Source organism: Marvinbryantia sp., from assembly GCF_047017445.1.
Classification (GTDB): domain Bacteria; phylum Bacillota; class Clostridia; order Lachnospirales; family Lachnospiraceae; genus Marvinbryantia.
Genome location: NZ_JBKXTT010000014.1, coordinates 66,541 through 84,241, shown reverse-complemented (window position 1 = coordinate 84,241; position 17,701 = coordinate 66,541). Strand labels below are relative to the sequence as shown.

General features: G+C 48.4%; 12 protein-coding genes and 1 tRNA gene. 11 read left to right on the top strand and 2 right to left on the bottom strand.

Annotated elements, in window-relative coordinates:
* The first annotated feature begins 129 nt into the window (after positions 1–129).
* From ACLU9Q_RS15195 to ACLU9Q_RS15150, 10 genes are all read left to right on the top strand, one after another.
* The gene (locus ACLU9Q_RS15195) at positions 130–1,344 is read left to right on the top strand and encodes a hypothetical protein (protein ID WP_412625572.1); all 1,215 of its coding nucleotides are present in this window, start codon (positions 130–132) and stop codon (positions 1,342–1,344) included.
* Between the two features lie 18 nt (positions 1,345–1,362).
* On the top strand, positions 1,363–2,169 hold the full coding sequence (locus tag ACLU9Q_RS15190) for a DUF4393 domain-containing protein (RefSeq protein WP_412625571.1): 807 nt from the start codon (positions 1,363–1,365) through the stop codon (positions 2,167–2,169).
* 410 nt (positions 2,170–2,579) lie between these two features.
* Positions 2,580–4,268 (top strand): AAA family ATPase, encoded by a 1,689-nt coding sequence (locus tag ACLU9Q_RS15185; protein ID WP_412625569.1) that lies wholly within the window; start codon positions 2,580–2,582, stop codon positions 4,266–4,268.
* 383 nt (positions 4,269–4,651) lie between these two features.
* Positions 4,652–4,945 (top strand): acyl-CoA thioesterase, encoded by a 294-nt coding sequence (locus ACLU9Q_RS15180; protein ID WP_302591586.1) that lies wholly within the window; start codon positions 4,652–4,654, stop codon positions 4,943–4,945.
* A gap of 397 nt (positions 4,946–5,342) precedes the next feature.
* A complete protein-coding gene (locus ACLU9Q_RS15175) occupies positions 5,343–6,683 on the top strand; it encodes a macro domain-containing protein (protein WP_302226268.1) in 1,341 nt (446 codons plus the stop codon).
* Positions 6,684–7,002: 319 nt separating this feature from the next.
* On the top strand, positions 7,003–8,484 hold the full coding sequence (locus ACLU9Q_RS15170; protein ID WP_302226270.1) for a class I SAM-dependent DNA methyltransferase: 1,482 nt from the start codon (positions 7,003–7,005) through the stop codon (positions 8,482–8,484).
* On the top strand, positions 8,481–10,088 hold the full coding sequence (locus ACLU9Q_RS15165) for a restriction endonuclease subunit S (protein WP_302226272.1): 1,608 nt from the start codon (positions 8,481–8,483) through the stop codon (positions 10,086–10,088). The genes ACLU9Q_RS15170 and ACLU9Q_RS15165 overlap by 4 nt, the downstream gene beginning before the upstream one ends.
* Positions 10,063–11,628, top strand: a complete 1,566-nt coding sequence (locus ACLU9Q_RS15160) for an AAA family ATPase (protein WP_302226274.1) — start codon at positions 10,063–10,065, stop codon at positions 11,626–11,628. The genes ACLU9Q_RS15165 and ACLU9Q_RS15160 overlap by 26 nt, the downstream gene beginning before the upstream one ends.
* Before the next feature lie 4 nt (positions 11,629–11,632).
* Entirely contained in the window at positions 11,633–12,730 is a 1,098-nt protein-coding gene (locus tag ACLU9Q_RS15155) for a hypothetical protein (protein ID WP_302226275.1), read from the top strand.
* Between the two features lie 105 nt (positions 12,731–12,835).
* Positions 12,836–12,907 (top strand) — tRNA-Glu (locus tag ACLU9Q_RS15150).
* Between the two features lie 212 nt (positions 12,908–13,119).
* On the opposite strand, the gene ACLU9Q_RS15145 is transcribed toward ACLU9Q_RS15150, so the two are convergent.
* Positions 13,120–14,412 carry a sensor histidine kinase gene (locus ACLU9Q_RS15145; RefSeq protein WP_412625566.1) on the bottom strand — a complete coding sequence of 431 codons (1,293 nt, stop codon included), beginning with the start codon at positions 14,410–14,412 and terminating at the stop codon, positions 13,120–13,122.
* Positions 14,405–15,085, bottom strand: coding sequence for a response regulator transcription factor (locus ACLU9Q_RS15140; RefSeq protein WP_302591463.1), 681 nt, complete (start codon positions 15,083–15,085; stop codon positions 14,405–14,407). Before ACLU9Q_RS15140 ends, ACLU9Q_RS15145 begins: the two co-directional genes overlap by 8 nt.
* Positions 15,086–15,258: 173 nt before the next feature.
* Here ACLU9Q_RS15140 and ACLU9Q_RS15135 point away from each other — a divergent pair, with 173 nt between their 5' ends.
* On the top strand, positions 15,259–17,694 hold the full coding sequence (locus ACLU9Q_RS15135) for an ABC transporter substrate-binding protein (protein WP_302591465.1): 2,436 nt from the start codon (positions 15,259–15,261) through the stop codon (positions 17,692–17,694).
* The last annotated feature ends 7 nt before the right edge of the window (positions 17,695–17,701 follow it).

Below are 17,701 nucleotides of genomic sequence, written 5' to 3'. Positions count from 1 at the left end.
AAAATGTTTTCCCTTACTGGAGAGGGAACGAATGCGGAGTATGGGAAAATACAGAGTATTATTTGAAAGATAAGTGTAAAATGGATTAGCAAAAGGGGATGGACCCGGAAGGAGGTTCGATAATTTACTATGTGGGATCCGAAAAAGCATTTGGTGTATATAGAATTGGGAAAGAATGTTATGATAAGGTATACGCCGATGGCATTTCTCAAAAAGAAATGGAATTCAGCAAAGGAAAAATCATGGGCAAAACCATTTCAGATAGATGCGGTTTCCGGTTTGGAAAACTATAAAGATCTGGTTGCGCAGGGCTATGGCGGGCTTGTAAATGCCCATGTAGGACTGCTGCAGAACCGACTGCAGCAGGAAGGAATTATTTTGTCCCAGGTGGATGGTGAGTACAATGAAAAGCTTGCTCCGGATGAGTTTATCGTTCATGTGGGTTTTGAAGCCTGGCGGTTTAATCAGAACGAAGTGGATCTGATGAAAGCAATGAATGCGATCATCCGCACATACCGTATCCAGGACTATTCTCAGAAGGGAATCCGTGAGCTGATCGATTCGGGAATCTATCTGATGGATGTCCAGGATTACCAAAGTGCCATGGGAAGTTTCCAGAAGGCATATTATGGGGCAAGTCTGGATAAAGGATTGCTGGTTGAGAGGCTGCATGCAATGAACGATATGGCAATGATTTATCTGATCAATAATGAATATGACAGGAGCTTTATTCTGTCACGTGAAGCTTTTGTGCTGAGCCAGAGCCCGGAATGTTATGACCCGGTTGTAAAATATGTGTCTATGAATAACCATGCGGTGGTACTGGCACAACAGACCCGGCATGAGGATGCCGCAAATGTATTTGCCAAAGCGGCAGTGACGGCCAAAGCTCTTGGGGAACATGGAGCACAGATAGATGCGCTGTTAAGCCGGGACTATTGTCTTATGTTTGCAGGGAAATATGAAACGGCCGCAGAAGAATTGCAGAAACTGGTTGCACTGACAAAAGAAGTTATACCTTCGGATAAAGATTTCATTCAGGAGATAACGGAACTATGCGCCTATTCTTATAAAATGTCAAAAGAGAAATATAAAGCATTATTTACGGAGGAACTGATAAAAAATCAGAAATTGCAATGTAAACTGAAAGCGATGAGCCTGAAGTATGCCGTCGCAGAAAAAGTATTGTCTTTAGCGGTGGAAGTTGCGAAAATCTATTTTTCGTGGAAGGTAAATTCTTTTGACAGACAGCGTTTCCTTCCGTCTGATGCTGTAAAACAGGGAGAGCAGATGCTGACCGGTGTTGACAAACAATTTTATTTATTATGGAAGAATACGAAATAGAAAGAAGAGGACTGGACAATGGGGGAAAAATCACTGGAGGTAAGTCTTGGAGTTTCTGATGCAATGAAAGAAGTTAAAAGTACGAAAACATTTGAGGCAATTGACAGCACTGCGGCGCTGGTCGTGAAAGCTGTTCACGCTGCGTTTACCCCGCTTGAAAAATGGGTGCTGCAAAGAGAGTATAATCTGGAGGAAACCAAAAAGCTGTTAGAAGAAAAACTCAGGGGTGTTTCGCCGGAAAAAATCAGTACGCCGCCGCCGTATATAGCGGTACCGGCGCTGCAATCGATAGCTTATTGTATGGACGATCCGGTTTTGCGTGAAATGTATGCTGATCTGCTGGCTACAGCTATGAATTCGGAAACGGTCGGGAATGTGCATCCGACATATGTTGAGATTATCCGCCAGATGTCGCCTTATGATGCGCTGGTATTTCGCGAGCTTTGTAAGCAAGTGGTTATTCCGTGCATGGATGTGGTATACAAAAATAAGAAAACAGGACAGTCATATCCGATTAGTGAATATGTCGTGTTTACCGATTTAGAGACCCATCCGCTTGTGCAGACACAGATTTCTCTTGAAAATTTGAAAAGACTCTGCATTATTGACGTAGTTAAAAATAAAAAATATGCGGCTGAAGAACGATATACCGAATTAAAGTCTGCGATACGCAATACGGTAAATGAATTTGTAGAAATGAACAAAGAAATATTGAAGAAGAACGAATATACGGTGGAGTACCAGGAATACGTAATAATGATACGGGGGTTTGGACAATTCTTTGCCAGAGCATGTCTGGGGACGGATTTTTCTGATATAATGTGATGTTTGTCCGATACATTAAAAAAGCTCCTGCTTACGCAAGATGTATTTGCAACTACCAATTATGACCGGTTATTGGAGTGCGCCACCGGATTGTCTACGCTTTCTTATGAAGAACCAGATAAAGTTTTCTGTATGCTTGACAAAAAGAGTGAGGCTGTTCTTCATATTCATGGGGTATATGATTCAATTCACGGGGTTGATAATGTATATAGCGAACCACACCCGGTCCAGTGATCCGCATTTTTCACAATCTGGCAGAGCAGCCATGCGCGGCTTTTCCCTTTGATAACGCAGTGGTGTCACAGCGAAAAAAGTCATAGAGAGTGGCTTGCTATTCACCTGTCAGTGAGGTAAAATAAAGCTGGAATGGTGCAGTAAGGACCGCAAGCCGGGAAAGGAGGATGAGTCATATGCAGAAAAAGAAGCTGCCTGTTGGCATTGATGATTTTGGGAAACTTCGCAGGGAAGATTTCTATTATATAGATAAAACCGGACTCATCCGCGATCTGCTGAACAATTGGGGTGAGGTCAACCTGTTCACCCGTCCGCGACGTTTCGGAAAGACGCTGAACATGAGTATGCTGAAATGCTTTTTCGAGATAGGGACGGACAAGACACTGTTTGATGGCCTGGCAATCTCACAGGAGACGGCGCTGTGTGAAGAATATATGGGAAAATACCCGGTTATCTTTATCTCACTGAAGGATGTGGATGGACTGCGGTTTGAGGATGCGAGAAAACGCCTGATAAAAAAGGTGGGGACCGAAGCAGAGCGATTCCGGTTTTTGCTGAATAGTGACCGACTGTCTGTGAATGAAAAAGAAAAATATAGTGCATTGGTGGCACTGGATAAAGGGCAGTATGTCATGGATGAAGAGATGCTTACATCCAGCCTGGAAGTATTGTCTTCCTTGCTCTGTCGGCATTATGGTAAAAAAGCGATCCTTCTGATTGATGAATATGACGTTCCGCTGGATAAGGCATTCCAGCACGGCTATTACAACGAGATGGTGTTGTTGATTCGTGGATTGTTCGGACAGGTGTTGAAAACCAATGAATTTTTACAATTTGCCGTCCTGACGGGATGCCTGCGTGTTTCTAAAGAGAGTATTTTCACTGGGTTGAATAATTTTGATGTCAATTCGATCGTTGATGTCGAGCATGATGAGCAGTTTGGGTTTACGGATTCAGAAGCGCAGAGACTTTTGGAAGATTATGGTTTGAACGAAAGAGCTGGCATTGTGAAAGAGTGGTATGATGGATACCGTTTTGGCAACGCAAATATTTACTGCCCCTGGGATGTGATCAAGTATACGAAAAAGCTGTTGGCAGACCCTTACGCAGAACCGGAAGCTTTCTGGATCAACACCAGCGGGAATGATCTGGTGAAACGGTTTATCGATAAGGCAGATAAAACCACGCAGAATGAGATCGAACGCCTGATTGCGGGAGAGGCGATCGAAAAAGCGATTCGTTTGGATCTGACTTATAATGAACTGGATGCCAGCATTGCAAATTTGTGGAGCGTCCTCTTTACCACAGGCTATCTGACGCAGACAGGCAGGGCGGTAAACGGCGTTTATAAACTGGTGATCCCCAATCGAGAGGTACGGGAAGTTTTTATATTGCAGATACAGGAGTGGTTCAAAGAAACGACCCTTGCAGATTCTGCGAGAATCAATCGTTTTTGCGCAGCTTTTCCCGCTGGAGACGTATCGACTATTCAGGATATGCTGCATGACTATCTGTGGGATTCCATCAGTGTGAGGGACACAGCAGTGCGGACGAGTATGAAGGAGAACTTTTATCATGGCATGGTACTGGGACTGCTGCGGAGCCAGGGGAACTGGTTGATCCAGTCCAACGCAGAGACCGGGGAAGGATACAGCGATATATCTGTAAGTACACCTGCGCGCACAGGAATTGTGATCGAACTGAAGTATGCAAATGATGGGGATATGGAAGCGGCCTGCGCGGAGGCTCTGAAGCAAATTGAGGAAAAGAAATATGCTGTGGGTTTGCAGCGCCAGGGGATGAAGACAATCATCCGGTATGGTATAGCGTTCTGGGAGAAAGAATGTATGGTAGTTATGGAGTAATTCCGGAGACTGCAGGGAAGCAGATAATCATCCCTCAGGCATACTGGTGGATCAGGGAAGAAATTCCGGCATATCTGGAGATGGTACTGCGCTATATGCCGGACTACAAAAATGAGCCAAAAGGTATAGAAGAACTGATGCCATGGTTTGAAATGATACAGCAGAGGTGCCGAATCAAAGCGAAAAGTTGTAGTTGGAGCAGTTTGTTTTAGCCATAGCGAAATATCTTATCAGGTGGACATGCTTGCATGTCCATTTGACTCTGCGCGGCTGGGAAAAGAGCGTGAAATTTTTCTTAAGCTGCAGTATAGCATTCCGGGATTGTTAAGAACGTTTCTGTATGGAGAGATTTCCAGTTTGTGTGAAGAGAGAGGAGAAGGGGGATCTGTGGTTATGGAAGAAGAGCAACGGAGAATGATACGGTAGTGGTGCGGGGGCATCTCACCTATGTGGGAAACACTTCGATGGAGGTGCGGGTGGATACTTACCGGGAAGCGCTGGATGGGACAAGAACGATGATTAATCGGGCATATGTTGTGATGGTGGCGCTGGATGAGGAAGGAAAAACACGACCGGTTCCGGGACTTCTGACAGAGGGGGAAAGTGCCCGGGCGGAATGGGAAGCAGCAAAAAAGCGGAATGAATTCCGCAGGCTGCGCAGAAAAGAAGGATTTTAAAACATCAGAAGAAAAGTTTTCCGGACAGCAGGCTTTCTGTCAGCGATATGAAACTGAGCAGTGGCGATGCGGTTGATGTATCAAAGGATTTGGCGAAAATTATCTAGGACGTCCTTAACCAGAAGGACTATGACAGCGGAAGCAATGGGGATAGACTGAGGAATACTTTGAAGCCCTGAAAATCAGCAATTCGGTTGATTTTCAGGGCTATCTTTAGCCAATAATTAAGTTGGCATACTAACGCGGAAGCTCAGCGATCAGCTGAATCCACACCGTTTCTGGCCTGCGTTAAAGGAAAAACAGGGAAATTTTGCAGTATTTTTATACCATATAATGTAGGCATGGAAAAAATAAATTTGTTACAATAATAAAAATACTACAAAAGAAGGACAAGCAAATGAGCACACGTGATAAGAAGATTTCTGATATGATGTTTGTCTGTTCTGAGGACATTATAGAGCTTGTGAAAAGGCGAAAGATAGACGCTGTAGTGAATGCTGCGAATCCTACTTTAATGGGAAGCAACCAGGGAGTTGACAAAAGTATTCATGATGCGGTTAATCGGGGACGTCAGGATGGAAAAAATTTTAAAGATATAATTCGCGCGCAATTAGATGGAGAGTCCCTGAAAAATGAGCAGTCTTTTCGGTGTAAAAGAGGCGAAGTGAGAGTGACCTCGGGAGAAGGTCTCTGCCCTTATGTGATCCATGCTGTTGGCGTGGAATATGATGGGAAGAAAAACAGGAAGCTAAGTCTGTGCTCAAGCTCCTGTGTGATAACACTGGAAAAATGTTATCTGGAAATCGTGAAAGCATTGAGAGAGCATCCGGATATCAAGTCAGTAGCAATTCCAATCATAGGAGCTGGAAATTATCGTTTTCCATCGAAGCTGGCGATAAGAATAGCTGTTTCTACAGTCGGGAATGCTTTGATCGACTGGAAAATAAAGGATGCGGAGCTGTTTAATATGGCAGCGATCGAGGAAGTCTTTTTCTGTGTATATAATGATACAAAGAAAGAACAATATCAGAATTCCTGCTACGCGGGAAAAATTCTGGAGAAATATAGACGATGCTTTGAAAAAGAGAAGAAAGTGACATACCAGAATTCCCTGATGGCGCATATGCGTTATATGATGGAAATTATAAAGTATGATCGGAACAGAGGGTACTTTGCAGTTGCAAAAATGTTCCGGCTTTTTATGATGGCAATCAGAGGTCTTTTTTTGCCGGTAACGATGCTGAAGGATTTTTTTGGAAAGTATGATTGGCAGCGAAGAAGGATGATCGTAGAGTTTATTGCTATTCTGAAAATCGCCTGGCCCTGTTTCGTATTGCTGTATCCGGGAATTTGGGAATGTACGGTTACACAGAGAACTGCAATGGAATATTTAACAATATATTTCATGGCAGATACGATCACATATCTTCTCATATTAATTCTTCTGGCTGATATCCAGAAACCGTCTGCCAATATAATTCGTTCTCTCATTCTGTTATTTTTGAATTATCTGGAAGTATCCCTGGACAGTGCGGTAATTTGTTATCTGTGTAATAAAGGCGGTGTGACGGTAGCGGACGCAGTTCGTTTTGGATTACTGGATAAGGAAATAAATGCGGTTTCTTTGGAGATGAATGTTTATTTGGATTATGTGAATGCCGGAATGAAGTTTTTCTTTACCACACTGGCTTTTGGATACTTTGCGAATCATTTGCGTCAGAGAAAATTCCGAAGTTGAGTGTATGATGCACACTTTTGAGCATTTTAAGAAACGGGAGGGTGGATAAGAGATATACCGGATCAGATCCCGGAGATTAATTGTTTTTTTGAAGAAGTAGAATAAGGAAAAGCCTTTAAATGCCGAATGCCGGGTGTTTAAAGGCTTCTTTGTTTTTTGGGGAGCTTTATAAGGTCTTATCCTGCCGGCGGCATACTGCTGGCATATGATAAAGAAATCAGGGGATGGTTTGACGATTTTTCAGTTAACAAAAGCTTTATTCAGTGTTACAATACAATATAAGGATACAGACGAGCGGATAGGAAAGGGGTATTGCAGGATGAAAGAAAGGACTGTGAGCAAAGAAAGACGGGAAGAATATAAAAAGCAGGTTTTACAGGAATTTAAAAGCGCGGTTAATTTTTACAGGCTGGAATCCTCGGAGGATTTGATCGGGCTGTTTAATACATTCGGATATTTGCTGATCTGCGGCATCACCGGCGAAGGCGGTATCCGTGAGCTGCGGGAAACAAATTATGCGTCTGCGGAAGAACTGGAAAAAATACAGGCGCGCATTCGTTATGAAGAAACAGAGCGCTGGGCCTATCTGCTGGACGATAACAGGGCGTTGGCAGAGACGGTGCGTAAGATCAGGCAGTATACGATCCCGAATGGCATAACGATTTCTGTCTGGAATAATATAATGGCTGTCCTGCAAACCACTTTGGAATGTTATCAGGAGGTCTGCGATCCGGCATTTCTTTACGAGACTGTGCGGAGCATGTTTGATCTCTGCGTAAACACAAAGACAGATTTGAACCGTTATACGCTTCCGGATTACATTGTGCTCCAGCTTGTAAAATTACTGCAAAGCGAGCCGGCAGGTAATGAAGGAAGAGAAAAGCTGCGGATTTTTGATCCGCAGTATGGCTCCGGAAACATGCTGCTGATGGTGGGGAATTATTTGAAAAATGCGCATCTGTGCGGCTTCGAACAGGATGCGCGGTTTCGCATGTCGGCGCGGATCTTAAGCGTTCTGGCAAATCAGGTGATCGAAACGTGGGACGGAAAATTTCTTGAAAACCGCGAAATCGGATCGTTTGATATCGTGATCACGAATCCGCTGTTCAGCAGCGAGAGCGTGCGGGAAGAGGACAGAGCGTGGTTTGTGCCGGGAGAGCTTGGGCGTGTGCGAGGACGTCACAATCTGTTTCTGGTGAGAAGCATGCAGCTGCTGACAGAAAACGGACAGGCCGTGCTGGTGGTGCCGGACAGCTTTTTGTTTTCTACAAAAGCGGAGACGATGGATGTGCGGCGATGGCTGCTGAATACATATTGTGTGGAAGGGATCATTTCTTTGCCGGCGAAAGTCTTTTATCCAAGTACGATGACGAATGCCAGCGTTTTAATTGTTTCGAATCCGTTTATGCGAGTGGAACGGATAAGCGGAAAGACGCCGTATCTGTTTTTCTATCAGATGAATGTGCAGGAAGACACAGAGCAGACGGATATACAATTAATGGAAATCTGGAATCAGCGAGATTATTATTTTGACAAGTGGCAGCGTCAGATGCAGGCAGACTACAGGAGATTTGGAGGTGTACCGACACCGGAGAAATGGGAACATGAGAACTTCTGGTTTGCGGATATGGAGGTTGTTGCGGGCGAAAAGTGGAGTCTGCTGCCAAAGAACTATAAGCCGGATGGCCGCACAGAGCTTCAGGCGGAGGATCCGCGGGCACTGCTGGAAGAACTGATCCGGGAACAGGAGGGGCTGCTTAAAGAGATGCGTCAGTTTGCAGAGGAGGTTGAGCGGCTATGACAAACTGGCATGAGAGCAGATTAAAAGACGTTGTGCTTTTGTGGGTGAAGGGCGCCACTCCGAAACGCTCGGAGGAAGCCTACTATAGCGGCGACGATGGGATTCCGTGGATAAGAGTCAGCGATCTGAATGAGCCGGTTATTACGAAGGCGCAGCAGTATTTAACCGCCGAAGGCGCAAAGAAGGCAGGACACGAGGTGCCGAAAGGGGCGGTGCTGTTATCCGTGTCGGGAACGATCGGAAAAACGGCGGTTGCGGGGATGGATCTGAGGATAAATCAGGCTGTTCAGGCGATGGTTTTTGATGAGACACAGGTGCTGCCCAAATACGCCTGCTTTTATTTCCAGTTTATCCAGGAGCAGCTTGAGAAAACGGCAAATAAGGTGACAATCCCAAACCTGACAAAGGCGCAGCTTGAAAATACGGTGATCGTTTATCCTGATACAGACGGACAAAAGCGTATTATAGCGCTGTTGGAACGTGCGCAGGATATCGTGGAACGGCAGAAACGAATATGGGCAGAGGTGAAGCATATTTTATTCCAGACACTGCATGACAAATGGAAAAAGAGCTGGAAGGATCTGCCCTGCGCCTGCTTAAAGGAGATGATTGCCGAGCCGCTTCTTGCCGGGCTGTCTGCAGCAAGGGAAGAACATACGGCAGTTCCTTATATCAATACCATTACGCCGGGGATCTGGGGCATACAGAGTGTGGATGAATATCCGCAGACTGCTGTGAAGCCGGATGCGATCGCCGGATATCTGTTGAAAAAAGGAGATCTTTTGCTGCGGCGTTACCGGACGGATGAGTGCGAACCGGCTCTGCTTGCGGAGAGGGATCTTCCGGGGACCGTATGGGGAACAGGCATGTTTCGCGTGCGTGTCAGAGAAGAGAAGCTTTACCCGGAGTTTTTGCTTTTGTGGCTGTACTACAGCTTTCGTTATCTTGAAAATGAGCCGTATCGCGGGAAAACCATGACGGATGCGCGGGCAATGGGAATGATATGGATCCCGACGGTGCCGATGAAAGAGCAGGAAAAAATTGCGGACATTGCGCGGCGGATCTTTTCGATGCAGCGCAGAATGAAAGAAATGGAACAAAAAGCAGAGGCTTATTATCGTGCGATGCTTGCCTACGTATTTTCGGCACATTTGTCTGAAGCATATCGCAGGAGAAAAGAGCCGGACCGGTATTTTGAAATAAAAAGCCCGGATTTTCTTTTAAATTATGAAAGCTCAAAGAGAAGCGAATGGCAGGAATACTTAAACGATAGTGAGTGGGAGCTGCTTACACATCTGTCGGAGTTTCAGCGCGAGCTTCTGCGTATTTGCGGAGAAGCGCAGGAGCCGCTGCCGGTACATGTGATATTTAAGCGTGTGAAAAAGGAGAACAGGGGATATTTTCGCACGCAATCTATTCAGGATGCGATCGCGTCCGTCAAAATACTGGAGGGGCTTGGCATTTTAGCGCGGGCTGTCCCGGAAAAACTGATGCTTGGAGAAGAGGAGATTTCGGACGCCAAAGATAAACCGATCACCATTCAAAAATACGAGTTGGCGAAAGAGGAGGAGAAGACAGATGAAATTGGATTACCTGGCGATTGACGGCTACAAGGGCCTGAAAAAACTGGAAATAAATTTTCAGAAGCAGTCTTCTGCGACGGCGATAGATTTTCTGATCGGAAAAAACGGTTCCGGGAAGTCCAGCGTACTGGAGGCGATCGGGCTGATTTTTACACGAATTATGCAAAACGAGACACCGGGCTTTGCTTTTGAGCTGAAATACAGTATGTCGGACGGGACACAGATACAGGTGCGTCCGCAGACGGAAGCCGGAAAAAGGGGAGAAAACAGTTCCAAATTAGCAGTGATCCTTCAAAAAAACGGCGAAGAGCGTGTGCTTGGGCGGATCCCCAATGAATATCTGCCGGATCGCATTGTATCCTACTGTTCCGGCGCAAATAATTCCATGGAAGAAATTTTTGTGACATCACCGCGGGAAGCACTGATCAGCGATCTGTATGATGAGACAAACCGGCAGGAGGAAGCGGATGCTGAGCTGGTGCGTGAAATTATGAATTACTATGAACGGCTGGATAACAATCCGCGCGTGCTTTCTTTGGACGCGGCAACATCAAAGGTGATTTTGCCGGTGGTGTTCGCTGTTTTTCCGTTCCCGGAACAGGAGCCGCTTTCCTCCATAAAGAAATACAGCCGGTTTCGGCGGATGCTGGCGGACCGGCTGCAGATGAATATGGCGCCGGTTGCGTTTTCCTTTTGCGTGCAGGATGATCTGCTGGAGCAGAGGGCTGATCTGCCGCAGATCGGCATACTGCGCGAGCTTTTGACGGAGAGAAAACAGCATAAGAAAGCCTGTGCAGATTATATCAGCAATGGCATTTCCACAGAACGTGTTTTGCCGGATGGGAGTCCCGCGACGATTTCAAAAGCGGTTTTTCTGTATCGGACAAAAGGAGACATAAAGGATAGCTTTTATCATCCGGGACTGCAGGAGTTTTTTTCTGGAAATCCGTTTACCCTGATTTCGGTTTTGCTGACGGCGTACCGCCTGGGTGTGATCAGCGAGCTTCATTTTGTATATCAGGATGGAAAAAAACGCGGTCTTTATGAAATGGAAGCCTTAAGTGATGGGGAGCTGATGTGGATTGCGCGCATGGGGCTGGTTCTGCTGGCTCAGAAATATTGCGGTGAGAATACGCTTTTTTTATTTGACGAACCAGACGTCCATTTCAATGACGAGTGGAACCGCGATTTTATCGGACTTCTATATCAGCTTAGCAAGGATACGCATCATGAATTTATAATTGCGACACATTCTACATTGATCTTAACGGACGCATTGTATGAACAGCTTCATTTGTTTGACAATACTTCCGCTGGACGCACGAAGGTAAGTAATATTGAGATTTCAACCTTTGCGGCACAGCGGGATGAAATTTCACGTCAGATATTTAAAACAGAAGCGATAGGCGTACATGCAGAAAAAACGGTTCAGAAGATGATGCGGGAGACAAAAACGGAAAAGATCATTGCCAATATCGAAAAACTTGGGCCTGGCTATCAGCGTTTCCGTATGTATGAGCAGTTGTATGAGCTTCTGGATAAAGAGAAAGAGCTGAGGTAATTGGATGTATTGGGAGATGGATCAAAGCGGTCATGAAAAAGATTTAAAATGTATCAGTGATTATCTGCTTTCTTTTTTTGCCTTTGCAGCAGGAACGGCAAGCACGTCGTTTGTCAAAATGGAATGGCTTGCGTTTGCCGGGGCAGACGGCAAATGGTTGTATGAGCTTTATGAAAAGGATGCGGCAAATGGAGCTGCGATGCGGCAGGCGATCCGGCAGTTATTCAGACTGCCGGTCAGCGAGCGGCAAAAAATATACAGGGCAATTGCGCATGACATGACGTTTGCGCAGAATCGAACGGTGGCATTTGAATTTCAAAGCATCGAGCCGCACCTGAAGAGTGAACAGTGCAAAATCATCAAAGACTTTTTTCTGTATTTTTATGAGGTGGCGCTGTGTTCCGCACACATTCAGTTAAGCGGACTGAGCAGACATTCCTTTAACCGTGAAGAGCTTACAAAGATATTTTTTGCAGGAAAAAACCGGAGCCTGCTGCAGAATTGTCCGATCTGCCTGCAGACGGTTACAAACAGTGAGCGCGAGGAGGATGCGGAACATTATTTTGGGAAAGCAGACGTGCCGTGCCTCGCGCTGCATCCGTATAACCTGTATTTTTCCTGTAAGTCCTGCAATCAGAGGTATAAGGGCAGAAAAAGCCCGCTGAAGAACGGACCGGATCTTCGCAAAGTGTTTTTGCCGTATCTGGACGTGGTTAAGCAAAAAACAAAGCTGGAATTTTATCATGAAGAAAAACAGGATGGGCTGCGGATCCGGCCTGCGAATGTAGCGGAGCCTTATATCTTCGAGAAAATCGAGGCGTTTGATCAGCTTTTTAAGCTGGAAGAACGGTGGTCCGGAATGCTGAAGCGGTATTATCTGACTTTGCAGAAGGATTACGAAGGGGAGTCGTTTGAAACGACGGACGATCTGAAGGCATTGATGAAGGCGGATATAAAAAGGGCAAAGCGCAAATGCTCCGTGCGGCCGCAGCAGTATCTGGAAACGAAGTATCAGGAGTGGATCAGCGACAGGCAGCTAAAAGCCTTTTATTCAGAATTAAAACATCGCGGGCGGAAAGCGGTTACAGATACGGAAGCCTGAAAATAAGCGGAATTTTGCCGCCTGGAACCAACGAAAAAAAAATTTGAAAAAAATTTAAAAAAACACTTGCATTTTAGAAAAAAGTGTTGTAGTATATTGAAGTACGGTTCGTTGGTCAAGCGGTTAAGACGCCGCCCTCTCACGGCGGAAACAGGGGTTCGATTCCCCTACGAACTGCTGAAAAAAGCTTCGGGAAACGCAAAGTTGTGTGGTTTTTCGAAGCTTTTTCTTTTCTGCAAATCAAAAGGTAATCAGACATATCTTCGTATTTCCCGACAATAAAAATATACGCTATTGACAAAACATATACGAGGCAAACGGCAGGGGATATTGCCCTGCCCACTAATTTTATGGTTGCTGCGGCAGAGGGAATGCGCAAGGCGCGCCCCTCACACCACCGGCAGTAAAATGGTAAACACCGCGCCGCCCTCCGGCGCGTCGGTGACGGTCAGCTTCCCGTGGTGCAGCAGGACGATCTCGCGCGCGATGCACAGGCCCAGCCCGAAGTGCTCGCGGCTGCTGCGCGCGTCGTCGGCACGGTAGAAGCGGTCGAAGATTTTTTCCTTCTGGTCATCGGGGATGCCGGGACCGTTGTCGGCAACCGAGACGGCGAAATATTTATCCAGGGTTTCTGCACACAGGCGGACGGTTCCGCCTGCCGGGGTATAAGAGAAAGCATTGTCTATGAGGATCGAGAGCGTCTGCCCGATCCTTTCTTTGTCGCAGAGGCAGGGCGCGAGCGCTTCCACGGGTAGCGAAATCTGCAGGTGCAGCTTCCGCTCGCGCGCCGCCGGTTCGTACTTTTCGTAGGTTTCCAGAAGAAGGGTGTCAAGCTCTGTGCGGGAGGGCTGGATGCGCCAGGTTTTATTGTCGGAGCTGGCGAGCAGCAGCATATCGTCTATGAGGTGCGCCATCCGCTGTCCCTCCGATTCCATGGAGTCGAAGAAGCGCGGCTGTTCCCCGGGCGCGGCTGTGCGGGCGGCGGACAGCGAGGAGAGGATGACCGCGAGCGGCGAGCGCAGCTCGTGCGAGGCGCTTGCGATAAACTGGATCTGCCGGCGCCGGTTTTCCTCGATCGGGCGCAGCATCCGCGCGATAAAGAACCACGCGAGAACAGAAAGTATCAGCCAGGCGGCTGCGCTCCCGGCGCCGAAAAACAGGCGCTGCGGCATGAGCTGCGCTGCGGACAGGGACGCCGGGCACAGAATGATGATGTCGAGAAGCCCGCTTTTGCGCGGCATCAGCGCCGCCATCACATAGTATTTCACGTGATCGTCCGTCGTCACCGGAAAGGCTTCGTACTGATAGAGTACGCTGGAGCGGCGGAAGGTTTCCGGGTCCAGCCCATATTCAGAGGCGGCTTTCGCACGTGCGAGCGCAAGAAGTCCCCTGCTTGCCTCGTGCGAGCGCAGCGTGTTGTAAAAAAGCGGCGAGCCGTTGTCCTGAATGTCGATCATGATCCCGTAGTTGTGCTCCATCTGGGCGAGCCAGGTGTGGGAGAGCGTCTGCTGGCTGTCGATATAGCTTAAAATGCTGCTGGCATTGCTGCAAAACACCGACTCCTTCTGGCTGCCAAGGCTCCTTTCGGAGACGGCAAGACAGATAATAGTCATGATCAGCAGAATCACGCCCATCGTCAGCGAGCAGAAAAAGGTGAGACGTACCTGTACTTTTTTAAACATTGCTTTCCTCCAGACGGTAGCCGACGCCGCGGACGGCTTTGATATTTAAGGTGCTTTTCAGCGATTTCAGCCTGCGGCGCAGAAAATAAATGTAGTTGTCAAGATTTCCGTCCTCAACCTCCGCGTCCGGTCCCCATACGCGCGTCAGGATCAGCAGGCGGGGGAGCGTTTGGGCAGGATTGCGCAGAAACAGCTCTGTCAGATCGCCCTCGCGCCGGGAGAGGGAGCAGGAGCCGTCCGGGCCGGTCAGCGTTTTCTGGGCGCTGTCATAGCTGAGATCCCCATAGGAAAGGAGATGCTCATCCGTCCACATGATCGGGCGGCGCAGCGACGAGCGGATGCGCGCCGTCAGCTCCTCAAAGGCGAAGGGCTTTACAATGTAATCGTCCGCGCCCATGTCCAGCCCTTCCACACGGTCGGAAAGCCCGCCGAGCGCCGTCAGCAGGATAACAGGCGTGCGCACTCCGGAAATACGGGCGTTTTTGAGCACTGACATGCCGTCCATGCCTGGCAGCATCCGGTCAAGCAGCACGCAGTCGTGCGCGCGCTCCTTCATTAGAAACAGTCCCTCCTCGCCGTCGTGGCAGACATCGACGCTGTAACCCTGCTTTTCCAGTTGAAACTTCACAGAGGCACATAATTTTTTGTCATCTTCAATCATCAAAATACGCATATCTTTTTTCCTCCACAAAGCTATGATACCACAGAAATCTCTAAAGATACTCTAAAAAATTTCCTGTATTTTTAGAGGATGCTTAGAGAATCGTCTGCTAAGCTTTTTGCGTAACGAAATTGCGGGCAGGTTTTTTGCGCTGCCTGCGCAGTAAAAAACGGAGGGGAATGCTTATGAGACGAAATAGAAAAGGAAGGCTTGCCGCAGTGCTTGCGGCGGCAGTGCTTGCGGCAGGCATTGGCGGCTGCGGGAAGGATGGCAATACGCAGGATACACAGGGCGCCGCAGCAGGCGGTACGGAGCTGTCGGCGCCCGATGAGACAGTCGGGAATCCGGAGACTGCCGAAAACCAGACGGCGCAGGGCGTATCGGCGGAGGGCAGCGCCGCGATGGGGCGCTACATGGAGAGTGAGATCGCTCTGCCGGAGGGAATCATGCGCATCCTTGATATAAGGGAGCTGGAGGACGGGACGCTGCGCCTTGCTGCGGGCGGCTCCGAAAGTATGATCTGGGATTCGAAGGACGGCGGCGCAGCCTGGGAGCAGAAGGGAAATATAGAGGAAGCGCTGAAGCTGGAGGAAGGGACAAGTGTTTATGACGCCAGGATTTCGCCGGACGGAAGCGTGCTTGCATTCTGGTATGAGGATGAAGAAAATGAGGAAGAGTATTCTGTCGGCACGCTGTGCTTTGGCAAGATTCTGCCGGACGGGACAGCGAAACAGATTACCCTGGCGATTCCCGAGATGGAGGAGGGCAGTCCTTACGGCAGCATGGTCAGTCAGATGGCATACATGGAAAGCGGAAAAATCCTTGTAAGCATGATCGGCATGGAACCGCTTTACCTGCTGGATGATGAGAGCGGGGAGCTTCTGGAGACGCTGAATGAAGAGGAGACGTACTGTGAATATTTTCAGACAGGCGCCGGAAGGATCTTTCTGTTCAGCGGAAGTGACGGCGTGACGGTTCTGGATTACAGATCAGGGAAAGAGAGTGCGGAGGATGAGACGCTGAAGGAGACGCTGGAGGCAAACAGCGGAAATCTGACGCGGACAAGCACGTCAAGCAATCCGGTCGTTATGTGCAGCGGGAACGAGGAAGGCACGCTGTATTTTGCAAACGATGAGGGAATGTACCGCTACAGCGTGGGCGGCTCGGTGGTGGAGCAGATCGCGGACGGAAAGCTCAATTCACTGGCGAAGCCGAGCGTAAGCTTGTGCAGTATGCTTGTTTTAAATGACGGTTCTGTTTTACTGTCCGTGCTGGATGATGGAAACCCGAAGCTTCTGCGTTTTGTGTATGACGGGAGCGTGCCGGCGGTGCCGGATACGGAAATTAAAGTGTATGCGCTGGAAAATAATGCGGCGGTGCAGCAGGCGATCTCCATGTTCCAGACGCAGAATCCGAAGTATTACGTGAATCTGGAAATCGGCATGTCGGGCGACGATGCGGTGACGGCTTCCGACGCCCTGCGCACCTTAAATACGGAGATCATGGCCGGCAACGGACCGGATGTGCTGATCCTGGACGGGATGCCGATGGAATCCTATATAGAAAAGGGCGTGCTGAAGGACATCAGCGGTATTTACAACGAGGTTTTAAACAGTGACGGGCTGCAGGAGAATGTGGCCGGAATCTATCAGAAGGAAGGGGCGGTCTATGCGGTTCCGAGCCGCTTTAAAGTGCCGGTGCTGATCGGAGACGCTGAGACGATCGCGCAGATCGGGGATCTTGAGAGCCTTGGAAGCACGGCCAAGCAGCTCCGCGCCGCCGACGATGAGGCGGAATCCATTCTGCATGTAAGCGATATTTACTGGCTGCAGAATACGTTCTACGGAGCATACTCTCCGCTTATGCTGGCGGAGGACGGCGCCGTGGATACGCAGATGCTGACCGGCTATATGACGGTGCTGAAAACGCTGTTCGATTTGAATCACTACCGGGAAGAAGAAATGGAGTACCGTATGATGACGGTCAATGGTGATGATTATGATTTTTCGCTTTATATCTCCACACAGGGGCTGGTACAGGAGACGGAAAAGCTTCAGCTTATGAATCTCGGCTCCGGGAATGGGCTGGCGGATGTGACGTCAGTCATGGGATTAAAACCCGATATTGATTACCGGCTGGCTCCGGTGAGCGGGAAAAAGGTGTTTATTCCGGGGACGATCGTGGGCGTATCGGCAAAGAGCAGTCAGACGGAGGGCGCAGAGGAATTTGTGAAGTTTATGCTGTCTGAGTTGGCGCAGTCGGTTAACCAGGAGAGCGGCTTCCCGGTGAATAAGAAGGCGCTGGATACGGAGCTTTTTGCAGAAAAGCTGGCAAAGGGAGAGCTTTCTGAGGACGAGCGCATTATTATGACCGGCGGTTCTTCGTGGATGGATGAAGACGGCGTCTTCCATGAATTTAGCTTTGACACGCTGGTGCCCGGGCAGGAGCAGGTCGACCATTTCAAAGAGCTGATCGACAGCCTGGACACGCCATCCCTCACCGACGCGGTGATGAAGGAGCTGATTGCGGAGCAGGCGGGAAAATGCATTACGGGAGAAATCACCGCGGAGGAAGCGGTGAATACCGTCAGCCAGAAAATGGACCTGTATCTGGCGGAGTAGGCGGTGC